Annotated in this window: 23 protein-coding genes; 10 read left to right on the top strand and 13 right to left on the bottom strand. The window is 35.8% G+C overall.

All coding sequences use genetic code 11. From position 1 onward, the window contains the following. The first annotated feature begins 1 nt into the window (after position 1). The 5 genes from ACSHW7_RS12380 (at position 2) to ACSHW7_RS12360 (ending at position 4,656) form a co-directional block, all read left to right on the top strand. The gene (locus ACSHW7_RS12380; RefSeq protein ID WP_435679674.1) at positions 2-1,051 is read left to right on the top strand and encodes a Gfo/Idh/MocA family oxidoreductase; all 1,050 of its coding nucleotides are present in this window, start codon (positions 2-4) and stop codon (positions 1,049-1,051) included. Beyond that, positions 1,048-2,049 carry a pectinesterase family protein gene (locus tag ACSHW7_RS12375; RefSeq protein WP_435679673.1) on the top strand — a complete coding sequence of 334 codons (1,002 nt, stop codon included), beginning with the start codon at positions 1,048-1,050 and terminating at the stop codon, positions 2,047-2,049. The genes ACSHW7_RS12380 and ACSHW7_RS12375 overlap by 4 nt, the downstream gene beginning before the upstream one ends. Then, positions 2,036-2,815, top strand: a complete 780-nt coding sequence (locus tag ACSHW7_RS12370; RefSeq protein ID WP_435679672.1) for a rhamnogalacturonan acetylesterase — start codon at positions 2,036-2,038, stop codon at positions 2,813-2,815. Before ACSHW7_RS12375 ends, ACSHW7_RS12370 begins: the two co-directional genes overlap by 14 nt. 2 nt (positions 2,816-2,817) lie before the next feature. Next, on the top strand, positions 2,818-4,176 hold the full coding sequence (locus ACSHW7_RS12365) for a glycoside hydrolase family 28 protein (RefSeq protein WP_435679671.1): 1,359 nt from the start codon (positions 2,818-2,820) through the stop codon (positions 4,174-4,176). Positions 4,177-4,413: 237 nt separating this feature from the next. Beyond that, positions 4,414-4,656 carry a hypothetical protein gene (locus ACSHW7_RS12360; RefSeq protein WP_435679670.1) on the top strand — a complete coding sequence of 81 codons (243 nt, stop codon included), beginning with the start codon at positions 4,414-4,416 and terminating at the stop codon, positions 4,654-4,656. Positions 4,657-5,110: 454 nt separating this feature from the next. Here the strand turns inward: ACSHW7_RS12360 and ACSHW7_RS12355 are convergent, their stop codons facing one another. From ACSHW7_RS12355 to dnaK, 4 genes are all read right to left on the bottom strand, one after another. Continuing rightward, positions 5,111-5,737 carry a M35 family metallo-endopeptidase gene (locus ACSHW7_RS12355; protein WP_435679669.1) on the bottom strand — a complete coding sequence of 209 codons (627 nt, stop codon included), beginning with the start codon at positions 5,735-5,737 and terminating at the stop codon, positions 5,111-5,113. A gap of 159 nt (positions 5,738-5,896) precedes the next feature. After that, positions 5,897-6,955, bottom strand: coding sequence for a ligand-binding sensor domain-containing protein (locus ACSHW7_RS12350; RefSeq protein ID WP_435679668.1), 1,059 nt, complete (start codon positions 6,953-6,955; stop codon positions 5,897-5,899). Between the two features lie 353 nt (positions 6,956-7,308). Beyond that, a complete protein-coding gene (locus ACSHW7_RS12345; RefSeq protein ID WP_435679667.1) occupies positions 7,309-7,863 on the bottom strand; it encodes a hypothetical protein in 555 nt (184 codons plus the stop codon). 213 nt (positions 7,864-8,076) lie between these two features. Then, entirely contained in the window at positions 8,077-9,984 is a 1,908-nt protein-coding gene (dnaK, locus tag ACSHW7_RS12340; protein ID WP_435679666.1) for a molecular chaperone DnaK, read from the bottom strand. A gap of 358 nt (positions 9,985-10,342) precedes the next feature. Between dnaK and ACSHW7_RS12335 the strand changes: the two genes are divergently transcribed. Further along, entirely contained in the window at positions 10,343-10,759 is a 417-nt protein-coding gene (locus tag ACSHW7_RS12335; protein ID WP_435679665.1) for a cupin domain-containing protein, read from the top strand. A gap of 98 nt (positions 10,760-10,857) precedes the next feature. Here ACSHW7_RS12335 and ACSHW7_RS12330 read toward each other — a convergent pair whose 3' ends face one another. Next, complete coding sequence (locus tag ACSHW7_RS12330) at positions 10,858-11,256, bottom strand: phage tail protein (RefSeq protein WP_435679664.1); 399 nt, start codon at positions 11,254-11,256, stop codon at positions 10,858-10,860. A gap of 12 nt (positions 11,257-11,268) precedes the next feature. Further along, on the bottom strand, positions 11,269-11,772 hold the full coding sequence (locus ACSHW7_RS12325; protein WP_435679663.1) for a DUF4255 domain-containing protein: 504 nt from the start codon (positions 11,770-11,772) through the stop codon (positions 11,269-11,271). 215 nt (positions 11,773-11,987) lie between these two features. On the opposite strand from ACSHW7_RS12325, the gene ACSHW7_RS12320 reads away from it, so the two are divergent. Beyond that, a complete protein-coding gene (locus tag ACSHW7_RS12320; RefSeq protein WP_435679662.1) occupies positions 11,988-13,259 on the top strand; it encodes an MFS transporter in 1,272 nt (423 codons plus the stop codon). Here ACSHW7_RS12320 and ACSHW7_RS12315 read toward each other — a convergent pair. Both ACSHW7_RS12315 and ACSHW7_RS12310 read right to left on the bottom strand, forming a co-directional pair. Further along, a complete protein-coding gene (locus ACSHW7_RS12315; protein WP_435679661.1) occupies positions 13,253-14,512 on the bottom strand; it encodes a Y-family DNA polymerase in 1,260 nt (419 codons plus the stop codon). The two genes, ACSHW7_RS12320 and ACSHW7_RS12315, sit on opposite strands and share 7 nt — an antisense overlap. Before the next feature lie 5 nt (positions 14,513-14,517). Next, positions 14,518-14,886 carry a S24 family peptidase gene (locus ACSHW7_RS12310; protein ID WP_435679660.1) on the bottom strand — a complete coding sequence of 123 codons (369 nt, stop codon included), beginning with the start codon at positions 14,884-14,886 and terminating at the stop codon, positions 14,518-14,520. A gap of 114 nt (positions 14,887-15,000) precedes the next feature. Here ACSHW7_RS12310 and ACSHW7_RS12305 point away from each other — a divergent pair, with 114 nt between their 5' ends. After that, positions 15,001-16,428 carry an L-serine ammonia-lyase gene (locus ACSHW7_RS12305; RefSeq protein WP_435679659.1) on the top strand — a complete coding sequence of 476 codons (1,428 nt, stop codon included), beginning with the start codon at positions 15,001-15,003 and terminating at the stop codon, positions 16,426-16,428. Here ACSHW7_RS12305 and ACSHW7_RS12300 read toward each other — a convergent pair. Beyond that, on the bottom strand, positions 16,425-16,892 hold the full coding sequence (locus ACSHW7_RS12300; protein WP_435679658.1) for a nuclear transport factor 2 family protein: 468 nt from the start codon (positions 16,890-16,892) through the stop codon (positions 16,425-16,427). The genes ACSHW7_RS12305 and ACSHW7_RS12300 overlap by 4 nt on opposite strands. A gap of 61 nt (positions 16,893-16,953) precedes the next feature. Between ACSHW7_RS12300 and panB the strand changes: the two genes are divergently transcribed. Both panB and ACSHW7_RS12290 read left to right on the top strand, forming a co-directional pair. Continuing rightward, positions 16,954-17,772 carry a 3-methyl-2-oxobutanoate hydroxymethyltransferase gene (panB, locus tag ACSHW7_RS12295; RefSeq protein WP_435679657.1) on the top strand — a complete coding sequence of 273 codons (819 nt, stop codon included), beginning with the start codon at positions 16,954-16,956 and terminating at the stop codon, positions 17,770-17,772. Positions 17,773-17,806: 34 nt separating this feature from the next. Further along, positions 17,807-18,523: an RluA family pseudouridine synthase gene (locus ACSHW7_RS12290; protein WP_435679656.1), complete on the top strand. Its 717-nt coding sequence runs from the start codon at positions 17,807-17,809 to the stop codon at positions 18,521-18,523. Between the two features lie 96 nt (positions 18,524-18,619). Here ACSHW7_RS12290 and ACSHW7_RS12285 read toward each other — a convergent pair whose 3' ends face one another. From ACSHW7_RS12285 to ACSHW7_RS12270, 4 genes are read right to left on the bottom strand one after another with little or no spacing between them, the layout of a single operon-like run. Then, a complete protein-coding gene (locus ACSHW7_RS12285; RefSeq protein WP_435679655.1) occupies positions 18,620-19,270 on the bottom strand; it encodes a response regulator transcription factor in 651 nt (216 codons plus the stop codon). Next, positions 19,267-20,037 (bottom strand): sensor histidine kinase, encoded by a 771-nt coding sequence (locus tag ACSHW7_RS12280; protein WP_435679654.1) that lies wholly within the window; start codon positions 20,035-20,037, stop codon positions 19,267-19,269. The genes ACSHW7_RS12285 and ACSHW7_RS12280 overlap by 4 nt, the downstream gene beginning before the upstream one ends. Further along, a complete protein-coding gene (locus ACSHW7_RS12275; protein WP_435679653.1) occupies positions 20,013-20,726 on the bottom strand; it encodes a hypothetical protein in 714 nt (237 codons plus the stop codon). The genes ACSHW7_RS12280 and ACSHW7_RS12275 overlap by 25 nt, the downstream gene beginning before the upstream one ends. Further along, on the bottom strand, positions 20,726-21,082 hold the full coding sequence (locus ACSHW7_RS12270; RefSeq protein ID WP_435679652.1) for a hypothetical protein: 357 nt from the start codon (positions 21,080-21,082) through the stop codon (positions 20,726-20,728). Before ACSHW7_RS12270 ends, ACSHW7_RS12275 begins: the two co-directional genes overlap by 1 nt. Between the last annotated feature and the right edge of the window lie 45 nt (positions 21,083-21,127).

The raw sequence follows: 21,127 nt of genomic DNA, 5'->3' as shown, positions 1-21,127 counted from the left end.
TATGACAAAAAAAACCATACAAGCAGCGCTGTGTTCTTTTGGGATGAGTGGGCAGGTATTTCATGCCCCTTTTATAGAGGTGCACCCTGGCTTCAAATTGTATGGTGTTTATGAAAGAACTAAAAATCTAGCACAAGAAAAATATCCCAATGTTAAAACGTTTCGGTCTTTAGATGAAATGTTACTCGACAAAAATATTGATTTTGTTGTTGTTAATACGCCTAATATTACGCATTTTGAGTATACAAAAAAGTGTATTGAAGCAGGAAAACATGTAATCGTTGAAAAACCTTTTACGGTAACTGCGGCAGAAGCTAAACAACTTATTTTGCTGGCCGAAAAGCACAACGTAAAGCTCTCCGTTTATCACAACCGCAGATGGGACAGCGATTTTAAAACTGTACAAAAAATCATTGAAAATAAGATTCTTGGAAAGATTGTAGAAGCAGAATTACGTTTTGATAGATATTCACCCAGTTTGAGTACGAAAGCTCATAAAGAATCTCCCACAGAAGGTGTGGGTGGTTTATATGATTTAGGCTCTCACATTATTGACCAAACATTATATCTTTTTGGAATGCCAATAAGCGTTTCTGCAACCTTGGACAATTTTAGGGCAGATTCAAAAGTGGATGATTATTTCGATTTAAAATTGAAATATAACTCACATTACGTAACCTTAAAATCAAGCTACTTTGTATTGGAACCACTCCCCGCTTTTAGTGTGCATGGCAAAAATGGTTCTTTTATTAAATCACGGGCAGATGTTCAAGAAGCAACACTTCAGAAAAACATACAACCAAATAGTAGCGATTGGGGTATTGAGCCAGACTCAGAAAAAGGTTTGCTTCATATTATAAAAGATGGAAATTCGGTTAAGAAATATATTGTTTCAGAAAAAGGTGATTATTCAATATTTTATGAAGAGATGTATCATGCAATACAAAATAATGCCCCCTTACCCGTTTCGGCAGAAGAAGGAATGAATGTCATTAAAATTATAGAGGCTGCCGTTAAAAGTGATGCCGAAAAAAGAGTTGTTTTTCTATGAAAAAATATATCCAAATAATTATAATCTGTTTTACAGCTGCGTTGCAAGGACAGACTCCAAACGCCCTAAATACAAATGAAACCCAAACTGTCAAATATGATGCGGTAGTATCAAAAAATGGTGATGGAGATTATATGAGTATTCAAGAAGCGATAAATAGTACAAAATCATTTCCGTATGACCAAATACGGATTTTCATTAAAAATGGCGTATATCAAGAAAAGGTGAAAATCCACGAATGGAATCCAAATGTATCATTGATTGGAGAGAGTAAAGAAAAAACAATTATCACGTATGACAACTATTTTGACAAGATAGATTTAGGTAGAAACAGTACATTTTTCACACCAACGCTTTTAGTAGGAGCCGATAATGTTCTGCTTAAAAATCTAACAATCGAAAATGCTTCAGGTGATGTGGGACAGGCAATTGCGCTTTCAATCACTGCTACCGAAGTTGCTGTTATTAATTGCAGGTTATTGGGCAATCAAGACACGCTTTATGCTTCTGGAAAGGGAAAACATTATTTCAAGGATTGTTATATTGAAGGCACAACAGATTTTATCTTCGGAAATGCAACGGCCTACTTTGATAATTGTCAAATTCATAGTAAAAGCAACTCTTTTATTACTGCCGCTTCCACTCCAAAAGATGCCAATTTTGGGTTCGTTTTTAATAACTGCGTGGTTAATGCAGATGAAAATGTGAATGAAGTATATTTAGGCAGACCTTGGCGTATCTATGCAAAAACGGTATTTATAACTTGCACAATGGGAAGTCATATCCTTCCAATTGGGTGGGACAATTGGTCAAAGCCCGAAGCAGAGAACAAAACCTTTTACGGCGAATATAAAAACAAAGGGAAAGGGTTTACTCCTCAACAGCGTGTGCGTTGGTCGCACCAATTAACACCTGCTGAACTGGAACATTATACAATTCAAAATATCTTAGGAAATGAAAAACATATTTCAGAAAAGCAATGGTATGAAAATTTTTAGCCTTATCCTTTTTTTGAGTGTTTTTGTGTTTCAATCTTGTGATAAAAAGGTTTCAATTTCAGAAAATAAAATATTTGACTCTCAAACAATATATACCATTGGTGATTCTACCATGGCAGATAAAACAGACCCAGAAAAAAATCCTGAAAGAGGTTGGTGTCAAGTATTTACCACGTTTTTAAATTCAGAAATAACGCTGGAAAATCATGCGGTAAATGGAAGAAGTACCCGTAGTTTCATTTCAGAAAAAAGATGGGATTCTGTGCATAATAAATTAGAGGAAGGCGATTATGTTTTTATCCAATTTGGACATAATGACCAGAAAAAAAATTCTCCAGAACGATATACAAATCCCTATACCGCATATAGAAATAACCTCATCAAATTTGTAGAAGAAACGAGAATTAAAAAGGCAACGCCTATTCTATTCACTTCCATTTCTAGACGAAAATTTAATCAAGACAGCACGCTGGTTGATACGCACGGGGCCTATCCTTTGATAGTAAGATTAGTCGCCAATGAATACAATGTACATTTAGTAGATTTGCAATATGTTACTGAAATTTTAGAGGAGAGCTATGGCGTTGAAAAATCAAAAAAACTGCATCTTCATTTTGAGCCCAACGAGATAGCATATTATCCAGAAGGAATTGAAGACAACACGCACTTATCCCTTCTAGGCGCTACGGAAATATCTTCATTAGCAGTCAAAGAATTACTAAAGGAAGTGCCTGAATTTCAGAAATTTGTCAACACGAAACAATAAAAATGAAAGCCGTAATCACCATTTTCTCATTAATTACATTTATTTGTCAACCCCTGAAGGCGCAATTTAATGAAGATCAACAGGAAGCTATAAAAGCAATTGAAAAAAGCATGAGCCTTCCTGAAATTCCAGATTTTAAAATCAATATTTTAGAATTAGGCGCTAAAAATGACGGTGTGACTGATTGCAAAAAAGCTTTTGACAAGGCAATAAGAAAAATCAGGAAGAATAATGGAGGTCAAATCATTGTACCAAAAGGAAATTATAAAATAAATGGCCCCTTACATTTAGTAAGCAACCTCAATCTACATTTAAAAGAAGGGTCTCGACTGATTTTTGGTTCTAATCCAAAAGATTATCCCCTAGTTTTAACCAGTTGGGAAGGAACAATGCTGTACAATTATAGCCCTATGATTTATGGAAATAACATTAATAACGTATCTATAACAGGCACTGGAACTATTGACGGGGACGCAAAAGAGACTTGGAACACTTGGAAAGAATTGCAAGAAAAATCGCAAAAGCTTAGTAGAGACATGAACCACAACCAAGTGGATGTTGAAGAAAGAATATTTGGAAATACTCATTTTTTAAGACCTCAACTTATTCAATTCTTAAATTCGGAAACTATTTTGATTGAAGATGTAACCATTACCAATGCCCCTTTTTGGTGCGTGCATATTTTAAAAAGTAATAATGTGACACTTCGGGGTTTAAAATACAACGCTTATAACAAAAACAACGATGGTATTGACATTGAACAATCTAGTAATATTTTGATTGAAAATGTAGCTTTTGATAATGCAGACGACAACATTGCCATTAAGGCCGGAAGAGACGATGATGGACGATTGAGTTCAGATTTGCCCTCTCAGAATATTATCATTCGGAACAATAAATTTAAAGGCTTGCACGCTATTGTTATTGGTAGTGAAATGTCTGCCGGAGTAAAAAACGTTTATGCGTATAATTGTCAAACCAGTGGTTACGTCAAGCGTGGCATTTATTTAAAGACAAACTCAGACAGAGGCGGGTATATCAAAAATATCAATGTGGATAATGTTGATTTTGGCGATGTGGAAGATGCTTTTTACATCACATCCAACTATCACGGAGAAGGTAGCGGGAATTTTCCCTCAAAAATAAGTCATCTTGTTTTTAGCAATCTGAAATTTAAGAACGTTTCAAATACTGCAATTGTCATTGAAGGATACCCAAACTTCAAAGTGGAAAATGTAACTTTCACTAACATCAATATTCAGAATGCAAAAAACGCAATGACTTTAACGAACACTGAAAATGTTATTTTTAATGAAGTTATCATTGGTGAAAAACAAGGCGTTCCCAGTGCCGTTCATTAAAACCTAAAACTTTAATGGAATAACCATTTTGTTGTATGCGCTACTAATGAAAATTTGAGTCTTCTACCTTGTTATAACTTATTAACTAAACGCTACAAATTTCCGCTTTGCGAAAAATATCGCAATTATAATATCTCATTTTTTCATTTTGAAATTTGACAATCTCAAAGATTTATTCATTTCAACTAAGCGCATAAGTACTTGTTTTTCAAAATATAAAATCTACTATCTTCGGTTTTGAAACAATTTGAAAAAGCTGTAAAGGGGGATGATGCATTTCATCTTAACAGAAAATTAGAACGAGAAGGTACGCCAGAAAACAGGTGCACGCTAGACCGCAGAGTCGCGATGGTTGAAGTGTGTAAAGGAAAATTCAAAATTCCAGAATTTAATAAAGTGATGCTGGAAACTCAGGATGCTTATCTTTTAGAACATAATAACAAAGTGGGGAAAGATAAAAAATTGGAGCGACAACCATGATGATACCGGGCATAATTGGCTTGGACTTGCGCTCATGGAAGTTAGAAGCCATTATGTCGGTAGCGGTGCGCCATCAGGAAGCTATGATGTAGTTGATTTTACAAATCAAGTAAAAAAAGATATTTCATAATTAGCCAAAAGTCCCGAACAAACTACCTGTGCGGGACTTTTATTTTAAATTTCAAACGTGCTAATTTTTGTTTAAAATATCTTTTTAAAAAATAATTTGAATGTTCAACTAGTTAATTTGACGCTACTCGCAATGTTTCTTTTCAGTGATTTCTTTTTGTTTGAAATTTGCTTTATGTTTCATTGTGCGATGGTAAATAAGCAATCAATATGCTAAAGAACTTGTTTCTTATCAACACATCGCAAGAGGTTAAATATGTCATCAAAAAAAATCCCACGACTCAAATTGAGTTATGGGATTTTATTTCATTGAATTCTTTGTTTTTTAATTCCTCCATACATCTAAGCAATATTGCTCATAGTTTTCTGCACTTTTTCTTGCTTTTCTTGGGTCATATTTTGCCAAATCTTTTGCTCTCTGGTCACCATAAGTTTTGGTGTTCCCAATTCGTTGGTCCTTAAACCAAGTATGCATAAGTTCATGGATCAATACCGCGGCGATAGCATCTCTCCCCTCTTCTGGCTGTTGGTCTTTCGCAATGAGATTAGGGAATACTTTAAATGTTTTTGGTTCGAAAAAAGTGCCATTGTTTTGGGCATTATGTGTGCGTTCTTTTTGTGGCCTTAGTCTTATCGTTATTCCTTTTGCCATACGGTCGCAAATAGAATCCATTCTTCTTTCCACATCGCGCACGTGGTTTTTTCTAGTAACTTCTCCAAACCATAACTTTAATTTATAATCTGAATTGAAGGCGTTTTCCCATTTCTTATTGTCCTGTTTAATGATGGCGTTAATTTCTCTGTAGGCTTTTGCCATCATTTGTTCTGCCAACTTACAAGCGTCTAGTAACAATCGTTCTGTTTGTGCGATTGTTAAGTTGAGCTTTTTTAAGTCATCGGTAAGTTCTTTTTTTTTTCCTTTTAAGGTGGGTGATTTTACTTGGTGTGCCATAATATTAAGTTTTATTTGTTAGTACATTTAAAACTAGACACTTAAAATCTAACCAAAAATAAAATTTAGTGAACGAACCCTTTTTTGAGTGAATGATATTAAAATGAAAAATCCCACGACTCTAAATTGAGCAATGGAACTTTAAAATTATCATTACTACTAATTAAAAGCTTTTTCAAACGATGTTCCGTTAAAGGTATAAACGCCACCACTCTCCATTCCAAAAAATAAATTGTTATTGTTGTCTTTATATATGTCCCAAATCATTGGTGATGAAAGGTCTTCATCAACCGTATAATGTGTCATGTTCTTACCATCAAATTTCCATGCTCCCGCATCTCTGTCTCCAAACCAAATGTCACCATTGCCATCTTCTTCAATGGCAAAAACATGTTCTAATGTTTGGTTTGGCGAGCGACTACCGTTTAAAATGCTTTCAAAATGAATGAGACCCATTTTGTTTGAAAAGTTGATGGTTTTATCTCCCTGCATTAACAACACCCCTATTCCATTATTACCAATCCAAATATTCCCTTTTGAATCTGCGAGCACACTCCGTATATGTAATCGCTCCGTTTCGTTACGTTTTAATTTTTTTTCATCGTACATAGTAATGGACTCACCATCAAAATGGAACAAACCCGAATAGGTTGCAATCCAAATACTACCTTCTTTTCCTTCGGAAATTCCTGTGACTCCAAAAGATCTATGAGCATTTTTTTTTGGTAATGGAAAAGCCATATAGTTTACCCTAAAACCATCAAATTGATATACTCCCTTATTATCCCCTGCATTGAACCATAAACTTTCCTCTGTGTTTTTCCAACCGATGGTTGGGCCATGGGTATCATTTGTAGCACTGCTGAAATGTTCCCCATCATACATACTCACACCACTTGCCGTACCCAACCAAATATTTCCATTGGTATCTTCTTGCACGTTACGCACTTGATTATTAGCCAATCCTTCATTTGTAGTAAAGTATTGAAATGTCTTTCCATTATACACACAAACACCTTCGTTATGACTGCCCAACCAATACTTGCCTTTGCTGTCTTGAAAAATGACCCTAATTCCAGAGGTAAAGTTTAAGGTGTCTGATTCTGTTTTTTTTAAAATTTCAGGGATATTGGTTTTCGCTACAGAAACATTTTTTTCAATGCAAGAACCACTTAGCGCTATTAATAGTATTGATATAAGAATTGGTAGTTTGTTCATTTGGGTTACTTATATAAAGTCAGACATTTTATTTTGTTGAACGTACGCATCATTACCTAACCTGTCTTATTTAATATGTGAAAAAAGTGTCAATTAACTGTAAATTGTTCGTTTGGTTATAATGAAAGCTACCTATTTAAACAGAAGATTTTTCAAAACAGAAGTATTTTTCTCAACTTGAGAAGTTTAGTGTTGATAAGGGTATTAATAATATAAATGATTAATTTTCTTATTTATTTTCTTTTTTCGATTATCAAAATTTAAAATTTTAACACCTAAAAAATTAATTAAATTCAAGCTAATTATTAAAATTATTTTTAAAAAATCGGTTTATCAAAACACTCTAAATTAAGCTATTTAGTCTTGACTATAAATTCTTTTGACAAGTCATCATACAAAGCATTTATTTCATTTATGCAATTCTTTATAATCATTTTATCAGTAATTACTGATATTGGATAAGAATTTTTTCGAAGATTAATAAATTCTTCAATCAATTTTAAACATTCAACTTTCTCCGTTTCTAAAACTACATTCCCATTTTGGATTTTATGTTTTGCTCTTATTTCTTGCTTAAGGTTATTCGCATCTCTTTCAACACCTTGAACGTATTCATTTTTAATAAAACTTTGATCAAAATGAACTTTTATTAAAGTTATGTAACGATTAAGTTCAATTAAAAACTTTCTTGAAAAATACTGTAACCGCTTATTATTTGAAATATTCAAAATTGAGAAAGCGTTATTGATTTCATTGTATTCGAGTCGAATCCGAACATTCATTCTTTCATTAAAATCCTTCAAATTTTTAGTTCCTATTTCTGAAAATCTTCTGTGATTTTGCTCTATAATATCTCCGTCTTTTTTTGTTCTTGAAACTATTACACTACTATACTTAATATCTATCATTTAATTATTTAAATTATTATACATCCACAATTTACGAATACCTCCCCACCCAAAAATATGTAAACTCCTTTACATATAAACACTCATATTAACAAAGCACTTTACATTTCCGAAGAAAAACACACATTTTACCCACAAAAAAATCCCAATCTAAAATTAATTAGATTGGGATTGATATATAACAAGCGTCGCTCACTGAGCGTAGCCGAAGTGTTACTTCACTTCTTCAAAATCTACATCTTCAACGTCTGCGTTCTCACCTTCTGTTGAACCTGCATCTGCTGTTGGCTCTCCAGTTGGAGCACCGCCTTGTGCATCTGCTTGTGCTTTGTACATTTCTTCACTCGCTGCTTTCCAAGCCTCGTTGATTTTATCAAGCGCTGGCGTGATAGCATCTACGTTCTTAGTTTCGTAAGCCGATTTTAATTCAGTCAAGGCTTCTTCCACTGGCTTTTTGTTCTCGTCAGATATTTTATCTCCAAATTCTTTCAGTTGCTTTTCCGTTTGGAAAATCATACCATCTGCTTCGTTGATTTTATCTGCCGTTTCTTTCGCTTTCTTATCGCTTTCAGCATTTGCTTCTGCTTCTTGCTTCATTTTCTTGATTTCTTCTTCTGTCAATCCAGAAGATGCTTCAATACGAATGTCTTGCTTTTTACCAGTAGCTTTATCCTCTGCGCTTACTTTAATGATTCCGTTTGCATCAATATCAAAAGTTACCTCAATTTGAGGTACACCTCTTTGTGCTGGTGGAATATCACTTAAATGAAAACGACCTATTGTTTTGTTATCGTTTGCCATTGGGCGCTCTCCTTGCAGTACGTGGATTTCAACACTTGGTTGATTATCTGCTGCAGTAGAGAATATTTGACTTTTCTTTGTTGGGATGGTTGTGTTTGCTTCGATCAACTTAGTCATTACACTACCCATCGTTTCAATACCTAATGAAAGTGGCGTTACGTCAAGTAACAATACATCTTTTACATCTCCGGTCAATACACCACCTTGAATAGCTGCACCAATTGCAACAACCTCATCTGGATTTACTCCTTTTGAAGGCGCTTTTCCGAAGAACTTCTCAACGGCTTCCTGTACCGCAGGAATACGTGTAGAACCTCCTACAAGAATTACCTCATCAATATCGCTATTTGTTAATCCTGCCGCTTTCATTGCAGTTTGGCAAGGCTCAATCGTTCTCTTCACAAGATCGTCGATCAATTGCTCAAATTTTGCACGTGTTAACGTTTTTACCAAGTGCTTAGGGCCACTAGCTGTAGCTGTTACGTATGGTAAGTTGATTTCGGTAGATGCTGAAGAAGATAATTCAATCTTCGCCTTCTCTGCCGCTTCTTTTAAACGTTGTAATGCCATTGGGTCTTTACGAAGGTCCATGTCTTCAGCAGATTGGAATTCGTCCGCTAACCAATTGATAATTTTTTGATCCACATCATCACCACCTAAGTGCGTATCACCATCTGTAGCAAGTACTTCAAAAACACCGTCACCTAATTCAAGGATAGAAACATCATGTGTTCCACCACCAAAGTCAAATACAACGATTTTTTGATCTGTAGATTTTTTGTCAAGACCGTATGCTAATGCAGCCGCTGTAGGCTCATTAATAATACGCTCTACCGTAAGACCTGCAATTTCACCTGCCTCTTTTGTAGCTTGACGTTGACTATCATTAAAGTAAGCTGGTACAGTAATTACCGCACGTGTTACCGTTTGACCTAAATAGTCTTCAGCCGTTTTTTTCATCTTTTGAAGCACCATTGCACTCAACTCTTGTGGTGTATATAAACGACCATCAATGTCTACACGTGGTGTATCATTATCTCCTTTTTTTACGGTGTATGCAGCACGTTCCGCTTCGCTTGAAGACTCACTGTACTTATTACCCATAAATCTTTTAATAGAAGAAATGGTTTTTGTTGGGTTGGTAACCGCCTGTCTTTTTGCAGGGTCACCCACTTTAATTTCGCCACCGTCCACAAATGCAATCACAGAGGGTGTCGTTCTTTTACCTTCGGCATTTGGGATTACCACAGGCTCGCTACCTTCCATTACAGCAACGCACGAGTTGGTTGTCCCTAAGTCGATTCCAATTATTTTACTCATAATAATATATTTTACTTTTTTATTAAACTTTTTTGAATGTCCTCGGAAATATTAATCTCTGAATACACTTGCTATTAGACAACAAATGTGCCAGCGGAAAGAGACTGACATCGTGACAGAAAGTTTACTGCGAAGTGGCAGTAAAACAGTAACAAAACCGGATTGATTTAAATATAGAAATACTACTCATAACGTAAATAAGGATATCCATAGACAAAATTCGCTACGCTCATTGACTTAAGATGTAGGACTAAAAAATGAAGATTTAGATAAATTTTGGAAAGAAATCCAGATTGATATTTTTTTTTAAATACATAAGTTTATTTTCGCCTAGAATCCAATCACCAAAAAAAAGGGAATGATTAAGCACCTTACAAAAAAACTACACAAAAACTTAAACACCCTTACAATCGCTTTTGCAATATTTAGTATGGCTGTAAGTTTCATTGCTTGCGATGAAAAAAACACATTAAAAGACCCACTGCAAGCGGGATGGAATAATCAATCAGTTTGTGAAGTGGTAGAAGAAAATGATAAGGTAAGAGTTTTACAATGCACATTTGCTCCGGGCGTTGGTCATGAAAGGCATTACCATGCGGCGCATTTTGGTTACACCGTAAAAGGGAGTAAATTCAGAATAAAAGATACCACAGGAACCCGAGAAGTCAACGTACCAACAGGTTACAAATTTTATAATGAAGGTATAGACTGGCACGAAGTATTAAACATAGGCGACAGTACCGCCGTCTTTTTAATCATGGAACCGAAGACGTAACTTAAAATAATTCTTTTCCAATTCATTGCTATTTTCCATTATCAACCATTTTTAATAGTAAATCCTTCGTGTGCAATTTCTAGCGCTTCAATGATTGCTTAATTTGGGTTTCCATTAAAACCTGTACCGCTCATTTTAATGGGCAAAGCATTATTTAACTCCCATGTCATTGTTGGCCTTTCAAATTCATCAACTAACTGAATCACAACGGTTTCATAATCAACGGCATCACTATCAATACTCTCGAACCATTTTTTGAAATTGACGTCATTCACAAAAACACCTTTTTTGAGGGTTACGTTTCCATGTTTTTTAAGTCCCGGCATTTTGCTAGTGGCGAACATTTGACTATTACTTTTTCTGTATTCAATAACATCCGCTTCGATATCCAAACCAGATACTTCATTAAATACCACAGCGCCGTCTTGTGAACCAAAAGTTACTTTAAAATAAAATTTAGGGATTGGCCACGCGCCGTCATTTTGTTCTGCTGACATATTTTTGAAATTTTAATTTTTTTGAAGCATTGCTATTCTTACTTTATATAAAACAGAAGGTTGATGTTTTGCTCCAATCGCACTCCAAATAGCACCCATATCTTCTAAGGACAAATTTTTGATTTCTAAGGTCATCCTTGAAAATTCTACTGGCATTCCAGGAAAATTTTGTCTATCAAAAAGAGGGGTTCTCTCAAAAACACTCATGATTTCTGAAAGATTTTTTAATCCTTCTGCATAGTTTTCAGAAATATAATTAGCGGTCAAAAGAAGATACAAATTGAGATGAAGTGGCGTTCCGTGAAAACTCTTGGCGGGGTCTATTGAGTTACGCATAGATTTCTCCTCTTCTATATTGATAACGCTCAGCACTATTTTATTTTCTATAGTGTCTGAAATAGAACCATCTAAATTCATCAAACTACTTGCAATTACTGTATCTTCTGCAATAGCTGATTGTCCTTTGAAATATTCGTTGAGATGATTTGTTATAAATTGAATTGCTTTTGAAATCATATTTTGTTGGCTAGTTATTTCAGAAATAATGTGCGCTGACATTAGAGATTACTATTATAAAAATAACGTAATAGGGAGAATATGCGACAGGTATTTATACGTAATTATCTGAAAAACTGAAAATTATAACTTTATTTTAAGTTATGAAGAGTCAAAAATAATCGTGTGAAGAATATGTAAAATAATAAAAGCTATCTTTCTATTTTTATATGAGAATGAAAAAAATCATTACTTCAAAACAACCCATCCATTACATTATCCTGTTAATCCTTGCAGGAGAGGCTGTTTTTATTTTACCATTTGTCTTGGCCCGTGTTTTTAGAGCTACCGTACTTGATGTCTTTGATATCTCGAATACAGAGATTGGATATTGCTTTTCAATATATGGCCTTGTTGCATTAGGTTCTTATTTGGTTGGAGGTCCATTGGCAGATAGATTTGAACCGCGAAAATTAATGGGCATTGCGCTCGTATTGACCGCTGCTGGTGGGCTAGTTTATGCAAACCAACCTTCACTTACAACACTCGTCTTGCTCTATGGATTTTGGGGGTTTACGACCATATTTTTATTTTGGGCACCCATGATTAAAGCCACTCGGGTTTGGGGAGGTATTTCAAACCAAGGAAAAGCTTTTGGTTTTTTGGATGGTGGGCGCGGATTGGTTGGAGCACTTTTTGGATTATTGGGAGTATTCATATTTTCGTTTTTTGTTCCATCCACAGATGTTGAATTGAATACATTTCAGCAGAAAGATGCCTTTACAATGGTGGTTTATATTTCATCGGCACTGGTTGCATTGATTGGTATTCTAGTTTTCTTTTTTCTGAAATCTAACAGTTCCGAAGAAAAAATCAGTACCGAAAAAATCACCAAAGAGAATATCATGCAGGTTCTCAAATTACCCTCCGTCTGGCTATTGATGATTATTATTTTATGTGCCTACGTGGGCTACAAAATAACCGATATTTTTTCACTCTACGCGCGTGAAGTTATGTTGTTCAGCGAAGTAGATTCGGCCAAAACAGGCACTTTTTTATTATTTATAAGACCTATTGTAGGTGTCGTTATAGGATTTCTAGCCGACAAATCCAGACCCTCTTTCTATTTAATTATTGGATTTTTACTTTCTATTTTGGGTGCTGTACTTTTCGCCTCTGGCATTTTGGGCGAAGGCACTATCCTACTGTTTTTTCTAACGATTGTCATTACCGCTAACGGGGTGTATGCAGCGCGTGTACTTTATTTTGCCGTAATGGAAGAAGGGAAAATTCCACTGTTTTTAACAGGAACTGCCGTAGGAATTATTTCATTCGTTGGGTACACGCCAGATATTTTTGCCGGCCCCATGATGGGTTATTTTCTTGATGGCTTTGAAGGCGCTACTGGACATCATTATGTTTTCTGGATTTTGGCTGGGTTTTCGTTTGTTGGATTTGCAGCAAGTTTTGTGTTTTATAAAATTTCAGCAAAAAAAGTAAATCAGTGACTTTTGACAGTCATTAACTCTTTCCATTGGGTGGTTACACGCTTACTCCGCTCTTTTTTAATGAGTTCCCATTCTTCTATTCGAGTTCCTACTAAAGCAGAACCCACGGTGGCTTTTCCAAATTTATGATTGAGTACATCTACTACTTCCATAATACGCGTATCGTGTAATTTTGTACTTTCAAACAAATTACCCTGCACATATTCTTGAGGTATCAACCCCGTAAGGTTGACCCCTACTTTTTTATAGCGATAGCCTGGCTTGTAGATAAGGTGCAATGCTTTTCTTGCTTCTCTAATCAAAGCAAATGTATTATTAGTGGGCACAGGCATAGTGATGGTTCGGCTGTCGCTATATTGCTTATCTGTATTGCTATGATAATTGGTAGTGACAAAAACCTGTACGTATGTAGCACAAGATTTTTGAGCGCGCAGCACCTCGCTTACTTCGCTAATATAGTAAGCACAAGCTTCCTCTATTCGTTCTAAATCTTCCAGTTTTTTTCCAAAAGATTTAGCCGTACCAACTGCTTTTTTTCGTTTGGGCATTGTAGTAAAATCAATACAAGATTCTCCATGGAGCTCTCGCCACAAGCGTTCGCCCACTACGGTCATTTGCTTGCGCACCCATGCTAAATTTACTTGCGTAAATTCATAGGCAGTGAAAACACCTCTTTTTTTAAGGCGTTCTTGGTGCTTTCTTCCCAACCCCCATACATCTTTAGTTTTTGCCCATTTAAGAGCCTCAATGCGCTTTTCCTCTGTGTCTATAACGCACACGTGCGAAAACCTAACCTCCTTTTTTGAAATCTTGTTTGCTAGTTTGGCCAATACCTTTGTAGGCGCTATCCCAACTCCTACCGGCAACCCTGTATGCATTATTATTGTTTCCTTAACCAAAGTACCATATTCTTCTAGATTTATATGCTTCATGCCACTAACATCTATAAACGCCTCATCAATACTATAGACCTCAACGTTGGGTGAAAACATGCCAAGAATATTCATTACCCGTTGAGACATTTCTCCATACAATGTATAGTTAGAGGAAAAAAAAGTAATCTTATTTTTAATAAGTTGATCTTTAATTTTAAAAACAGGCTCGAACATAGGAATATGCGACAATTCCTTAGCTTCTTTATTCGCCGCGATTACACAACCATCATTATTACTGAGCACTACTACTGGTTTTCCCCACAAATCTGGACGAAATACCTGCTCACAAGAAGCATAAAAACTGTTACAATCTATCATTGCTATCATTGTACTTTATGTATTATGTAAGTGATAACTCCCCAAAGTGTTAAGGGCGCTGTTGATGTGGTGAAGGATATATAGAGTACATTGAATTCTCCTTCTTCTACAATCAAAGCTAAATCTCCCGTGCGAGGCTGTATTGCCCTGTCCACAATTAATACGTCTTGATTTAATATTGTGAACTCAGACCATGCGTCACCTTCCACTCTCACAAAAAAAGTAGCATCTTTATTTTGTGTGAGTTCTTTATTTAAGTCTATTGAAGACTCTAAATAATGTGTTGCTGGACTTGGGAATCCCGTTTGTTTTGAGATTTCTGGTGCGTGCAAATCTTTACTTTTTTGAATCTTTCCTGAGATAGTAATTTCCATAAAGCAAAAATATGGATATATTCCAATAAATAGGAATATATCCTGTTAAGATATTAACAAAACGAAAGGGGAATATCAATAAATTCAGTACGTTTGAGACACAAATAATGAACTATGGAAAGTATCAGTGTTTTTGATATGTTGAAAATTGGTGTTGGTCCCTCGAGCTCACACACTCTAGGACCTTGGCGCGCTGCAGGGAGATGGATTGACCATTGTAAGCGTCACGGCTATTTTGATGATATTACTGAAATTTCAGTCGATTTATACGGTTCCCTTTCATTAACCGGCAGGGGCCACGCGACAGACGTTGCTGTGCAATTGGGGCTCTGCGGTTTTGACCCGGTTACATTTCCGATAGAAAATATTGAAACTGAAATTGAGAGTATAAAAAACAATCATATTTTAAAGCTTAATAGCGAACTCGATATTCCTTTTGTAGCAAAGGAAAACATCACTTTCAACCGCAAATTTTTAGAATTCCACCCCAACGGTATCACCTTTAGATGCTTATTAAAAAATGGCACTAAACGGCACATGACCTATTATTCTATTGGTGGGGGGTTTGTGGTTCAAAAAGAGCGAAAGCGTGCAAAAAAGAAGTTAAAGAACTTCGGAAATTTCCCTTACCAAACAGAAACTGGTATTGATGTTATAAAATACTGCAATGAAGAAGGTTTTCCTATTTCAGAAATGGTACTCCAAAACGAACTTTCACTACGCACCGAAACTGAAATAAATGAGGGTTTAAAAGCCATCTGGGATGTAATGCTCGATTCTATGTATGTGGGCTGTCATACCGTAGGAACGCTCCCAGGAGGACTCAACGTGCGCCGTCGCGCCTATGCGACGCACAAAACGTTGATGCCCGATGAAAGCAAATATAACAATGCGACCGAGTGGGTTGAAGCCATACGCAATACGGAAGTCAAATTTCGTCAAATCCTTAAATGGGTTTCCTGCTTTGCACTTGCCGTTAACGAAGTAAACGCCTCGTTAGGGCGCGTGGTCACTGCTCCAACAAACGGTAGTGCAGGAGTTATTCCTGCTGTATTGATGTACTACATGGTAATAGAAAATCACGATGCCAATTTTGAAGATGTGCGCAGATTTTTATTGGTTTCCAGCGAAATTGGCAGTCTATTTAAAAAAGGTGCGACCATTAGCGCCGCAATGGGGGGATGCCAAGCTGAGATTGGCGTATCTTCTGCAATGGCAGCAGGAGCCTTGACTGAACTTATGGGAGGTTCTCCTGAGCAATGTCTAATCGCTGCGGAAATTGCCATGGAACACCACCTAGGCCTAACCTGCGACCCTATTGGCGGATTGGTACAAATACCGTGTATTGAACGAAATGCAATGGGTGCTTTAAAAGCTATTAACGCATGCGAACTAGCGCTAGATGCAGACCCGTCACAAACCAAAGTGCCTATTGACAAAGTGATTGCTACAATGTGGCAAACGGCAAAAGATATGGCAAATAAATACAAAGAAACCAGCGAAGGCGGTCTTGCCGTACAGGTGAATATGAGTGATTGCTAATCATTAAGACATCCCTCTCTCCTTCGGGAGTCTATTAAATGTTGAATTTTCCATCCCTCGTTCGTTTTGGTCAATGTAAAAGCATTTGCTCCACAATGACTAAAATTTCCGTTGAAATAAAACTGATACGGTGTCCAAACATGCGCAAGGTTTCCATCAATTTGCACTCGATAATCGAGCAAACGCTCATCCCATTGTTGTTCTTCGGGGCGATTTGCAATTGAGGACAAAAAATCTATAACATTTGTAGTATCTACAATATGCTCACCATTTTTATTTTTAAACGCTGTTTGCATCACTATATTTTTTGACATGACCTGCCTCATCTTCAGCGTATCGCCCTCATGAAAACCTTCAAAAAAAGCATCAACGATTAATTCGGCATCTTGTTGAGCGAATTGGGATTGAGCAGGTACTCCCCAATTATATGCAAGGAGATAGAAGATAATGCAGAATGACTTCATAGTTTTAATGTATAGTGGTTACCATTCAAAATTAGTATTTTTACGATCAATAATTTAATTTATGTCTTTAGCAAAAAAAGAGTACAAGCGCATCACCACGAAAACCTTGGTTGATATGAAAAAACGTGGAGAAAAGATTTCTATGTTGACCGCATACGATTTTACAATGGCCAAAATTGTAGATGGAGCCGGAATAGACGTAATCCTCGTGGGCGACTCGGCTTCAAATGTAATGGCTGGGCACGAAACCACGTTGCCAATTACTTTAGATCAAATGATTTATCATGCCGCCTCTGTCATAAGAGGTGTTGAACGAAGTCTCGTTGTTGTAGATATTCCCTTCGGAAGTTATCAAAGCGACCCTAAAGAAGCGTTGCGCTCTGCTATTAGAATCATGAAAGAAAGTGGTGGACACGCAGTAAAAGTTGAAGGTGGAAGAGAGATTAAAGAATCTGTAAAACGTATTCTGAATGCTGGTATTCCAGTGATGGGGCATTTAGGATTAACACCACAGAGTATCTATAAATTTGGGACGTATACCGTTAGAGCAAAGCATAAAGAAGAAGCCGAAATATTAAAAGAAGACGCGCTATTGCTTCAAAAAGCAGGATGTTTTGCCATCGTTCTTGAAAAAGTACCAGCACAATTAGCCGAAGAAGTGGCAAAAAGCCTTACCATTCCCATTATAGGAATTGGCGCCGGTGGCGGCGTTGACGGGCAAGTACTCGTAACACACGATATGCTAGGCATGACACACGAGTTTAATCCTAGGTTTTTAAGACGTTACCTAGATATGTTTACTGAAATGACAACAGCATTCAAATCGTACAGTGACGACGTTAAAAAAGGTGACTTCCCCAACGACGATGAGCAATATTAAGTTTTGAGCTTTTATAAACTTAAATTTCTTTATTGTGGTTTCTAAAAATTATGACAACAAATTAAGCACCGCTAGCAATCTTCAAGTCATCTTCGAGGATAATCATTTATTAGTAGTGAATAAACGTCCTGGCGATATTGTTCAGGGAGACAATACGGGCGACAAACCCCTCTCTGAAGTTGCGAAGGAATATATTGCAGAAAAATATAACAAACCAGGAGCCGTTTATTTGGGTGTCGTGCATCGTCTTGACAGACCTACAAGTGGCATTGTAATTTTTGCTAGAACTTCAAAAGCACTTACAAGACTCAATAAGCTTTTTGCTGAAAGGGAAACCGAAAAAGTGTATTGGGCAATCGTCAAAAATATTCCTGAAAAAGAAAGTGACCGCTTGGTACATTTTTTAAAACGGAATCCAAAACAGAACAAAAGCTACGCACATATCAAAGAAGTGCCTGATAGTAAAAAAGCAATTTTGAGCTACAAAATTGTAAAAAAATTAGACAATTATTCATTGTTGGAAATCCACCTCGAAACTGGAAGACATCACCAAATTAGAGCACAGCTTTCAACCATAGGCAGTCCAATAAAAGGAGATTTAAAATATGGTTTTGACAGAAGCAATAAGGATGGATCTATTCATCTTCACGCGAGAAAATTGACACTTGTTCATCCTGTTTTAAAAGAGAAAATAATATTAATTGCACCCCCACAATATGATGTTATTTGGAATTCTTGCTTAAAATCATAATATTAACCATCTATTTAATTAATTTAACATAATTCTTTGATTTAAAGCTACTTGTTTAATTTATTTAGACAAGACTAAAAGTTGTTAATCAACAAATCAGGGTCGATAAATGTTGTTTTTTAAAGCATACATTACCAGTCCCACCCTATTGCGCAATTGCAATTTTCTAAAGATTGCGTCACGATATCCGTCAATTGTTTTAGGGCTCAAATGCATCTCTTCGGCAATCTCTCTGTAGGTCATTTCGGTGCAACATAGTCGAATGAAATTGAGTTCTTTTTCTTTAAAGGAGTCATCCTCAATCAAGCCATTATTTACAATTGAATTTACTAAAACTTGAGCAACCTGATCTGTGTGATAAAAACCTTTTTCCATTACTTGTGTCATGGCAATTTGGAGTTCTTCAGGGTGAATATCTTTCAATAAATATCCGTTGGCTCCTTTGCGTAACATATTCAGAATAATAGCTTCTTCATCTTCCATTGATAGCGCTAGTACTTTAATTGATGGATGATTTTTATGCAACCATTGCATTGTTTCAGGGCCATTCATAACGGGCATATTCATGTCCAGTAATACTAAGTTTGGAATTTCCGAAGAAAGCAATAATTTTTCTTGGAGGGATTTTCCATTTTCAGCAATAAATAAAACCTCAAACCCATCAAATGATTGAATGAGCTGCGATAATGAACTTGCAAATAATTGATGGTCATCAACAATTGAAACTTTGATGTCTTTTGAAATCATACGTATGGAAATTTTAGCATTAATGAGGTGCCTTCACCTATTATTGAAGTTATCTTAAATGTTGCATTGAGCAAATTTGCTCTGCCCTTCATTGTCTCTAAACCATTACTCGTACTTTTTGAAGTGGTATCAAATCCAACTCCATTGTCATCCATTTGTAAGATTAATTGCTTTTCTTCAAAACGGACATCCACTTTTAATTCACTAGCCTTAGCATGCTTAAGTACGTTTAAACAATATTCTTGAAATATTCGGAATACCAAGATTTGCTTTTCACGGTTTAATATTATCGGAGTTCCGCTAACGTCAAGTTTTGTCGTTAAAGATTTCATACGGTCAAATCTGGAGAGTTCATTTTCAATGGACGCTAAAAGACCATTCTTTAAAACAACGTCATTATTCAAAGTTTTTGACAGTAAACGTACTTCATTTATGGTTTTCTGGATAATTTCAGAAGTCTCTTTTAAAGAGGCTTTGTAATCTTCGGGCACTTTTTGTTGCAAGATGCTTAATTGCATATTCGTGACACTCAACAACTGCCCTATGTTGTCATGGAGTTCCCATGCAAAGTTTTTAAGCGTCTGTTCTTGGATTTCTAACCGAGAGACTTCTATCTCTTTTGTAAAACGCTGTTCGGTTTTAATTCTTTCTATGAGAAATTTATTTTTTCTCTTCTGAAATGCAAGGATAAAGAAAATTACAAAAACAGTAAATCCCAGCATGACCAAGATAACATATAGAATTAATAAGATTTCTTCTTTAGACATGCGATAAAACCGAAAATATAAATGGAATATACCAATAGATTTACGATTAGCAAAGCATTTGATCTAAACGCTATAAATTCTGGACTAATTGAAGATGCCCAATATTTACCATATATCGCAAAAGGAACTAAACATAAGTTTAAAACTGTAGCCCCAATAGAAACATAAAACGGTAAAATGCCACTAAAATTTAATATCTCATCGCTATTTAGAAGTTGTAATTGAAAAATGCCAATTATAAATAACAGTAACATCGTACCCGCTAATAATGTATATACAGACACAAGAGAAAAGAAAATACCTGAAATAACTAAATTAACAACACATGAAATAACAAAAATCCATATTAATATATTGATTAGTTTTATAAGCTTATTCTCGATAAGTTTCCATTTAAAATAGTTAAACAAAACAATAAATGTGATTAAGAGACTTAGATTATACATCCAAGTATTTGTCTCTATAACGGTTCCTTTAACGAACTCAAAATATTCGTAATCAGAAAAATATGCAATTGGAGAATATTCAGCAATCAGTTCAACTATAAAGACAAACCACAAAAGAGCAACAAACACGATATCGCCCTTTTCTGGTTTTATTCTATTTAAATAATATGTGCCTACCATTGCTGCCAACAGCTCAATGAACAAGACAGGTAACACATGGACCAAGTAGTTATTTATATCCATTAATACTGATTAGGTGGCCACCCTTGTCCTCCCATATTTAATGGGTCTATATCATAATTATTTTCAGATGTACCAACGGTTCCTTTCGTTGGAGCTAAAAATACTGTTGCTCCATCATTGTCATCTTCATTATATGCCGCGAAGAAAACCCTGACACCCGGATTCTCAATTTTTTGATTGTCAGACTCACCCCTTACGTATTCTACAAACTCCTCTAATTCACTCAAACTAAAAGTAACATCACTCACATCTTTTGAACCCCTCGACGTTTCTAAATCAATCGCACGAGTATGATTCCAGTTTTTTCGTAATTTTTTCGCTAGAGCGACTGTAATAGTATTTTTCGGTTTACTCATATTGTAGGTCGTTTAGCTTTTAAATGTATGTAATTAACTACATCA

This window comes from Patiriisocius sp. (assembly GCF_051252435.1).
Lineage (GTDB): Bacteria > Bacteroidota > Bacteroidia > Flavobacteriales > Flavobacteriaceae > Patiriisocius.
This window is presented reverse-complemented; position numbering and strand designations above follow the sequence as displayed.

Bases quoted from the DNA above. Each gene is read 5' to 3' on its own strand.
- ACSHW7_RS12380 (WP_435679674.1), top strand. From the start codon at position 2: ATGACAAAAAAAACCATACAAGCAGCGCTGTGTTCTTTTGGGATGAGT.
- ACSHW7_RS12375 (WP_435679673.1), top strand. From the start codon at position 1,048: ATGAAAAAATATATCCAAATAATTATAATCTGTTTTACAGCTGCGTTG.
- ACSHW7_RS12370 (WP_435679672.1), top strand. From the start codon at position 2,036: ATGAAAATTTTTAGCCTTATCCTTTTTTTGAGTGTTTTTGTGTTTCAA.
- ACSHW7_RS12365 (WP_435679671.1), top strand. From the start codon at position 2,818: ATGAAAGCCGTAATCACCATTTTCTCATTAATTACATTTATTTGTCAA.
- ACSHW7_RS12355 (WP_435679669.1), bottom strand. From the start codon at position 5,737: ATGGCACACCAAGTAAAATCACCCACCTTAAAAGGAAAAAAAAAAGAA.
- ACSHW7_RS12350 (WP_435679668.1), bottom strand. From the start codon at position 6,955: ATGAACAAACTACCAATTCTTATATCAATACTATTAATAGCGCTAAGT.
- ACSHW7_RS12345 (WP_435679667.1), bottom strand. From the start codon at position 7,863: ATGATAGATATTAAGTATAGTAGTGTAATAGTTTCAAGAACAAAAAAA.
- dnaK (WP_435679666.1), bottom strand. From the start codon at position 9,984: ATGAGTAAAATAATTGGAATCGACTTAGGGACAACCAACTCGTGCGTT.
- ACSHW7_RS12335 (WP_435679665.1), top strand. From the start codon at position 10,343: ATGATTAAGCACCTTACAAAAAAACTACACAAAAACTTAAACACCCTT.
- ACSHW7_RS12330 (WP_435679664.1), bottom strand. From the start codon at position 11,256: ATGTCAGCAGAACAAAATGACGGCGCGTGGCCAATCCCTAAATTTTAT.
- ACSHW7_RS12325 (WP_435679663.1), bottom strand. From the start codon at position 11,772: ATGATTTCAAAAGCAATTCAATTTATAACAAATCATCTCAACGAATAT.
- ACSHW7_RS12320 (WP_435679662.1), top strand. From the start codon at position 11,988: ATGAAAAAAATCATTACTTCAAAACAACCCATCCATTACATTATCCTG.
- ACSHW7_RS12315 (WP_435679661.1), bottom strand. From the start codon at position 14,512: ATGATAGATTGTAACAGTTTTTATGCTTCTTGTGAGCAGGTATTTCGT.
- ACSHW7_RS12310 (WP_435679660.1), bottom strand. From the start codon at position 14,886: ATGGAAATTACTATCTCAGGAAAGATTCAAAAAAGTAAAGATTTGCAC.
- ACSHW7_RS12305 (WP_435679659.1), top strand. From the start codon at position 15,001: ATGGAAAGTATCAGTGTTTTTGATATGTTGAAAATTGGTGTTGGTCCC.
- ACSHW7_RS12300 (WP_435679658.1), bottom strand. From the start codon at position 16,892: ATGAAGTCATTCTGCATTATCTTCTATCTCCTTGCATATAATTGGGGA.
- panB (WP_435679657.1), top strand. From the start codon at position 16,954: ATGTCTTTAGCAAAAAAAGAGTACAAGCGCATCACCACGAAAACCTTG.
- ACSHW7_RS12285 (WP_435679655.1), bottom strand. From the start codon at position 19,270: ATGATTTCAAAAGACATCAAAGTTTCAATTGTTGATGACCATCAATTA.
- ACSHW7_RS12280 (WP_435679654.1), bottom strand. From the start codon at position 20,037: ATGTCTAAAGAAGAAATCTTATTAATTCTATATGTTATCTTGGTCATG.
- ACSHW7_RS12275 (WP_435679653.1), bottom strand. From the start codon at position 20,726: ATGGATATAAATAACTACTTGGTCCATGTGTTACCTGTCTTGTTCATT.
- ACSHW7_RS12270 (WP_435679652.1), bottom strand. From the start codon at position 21,082: ATGAGTAAACCGAAAAATACTATTACAGTCGCTCTAGCGAAAAAATTA.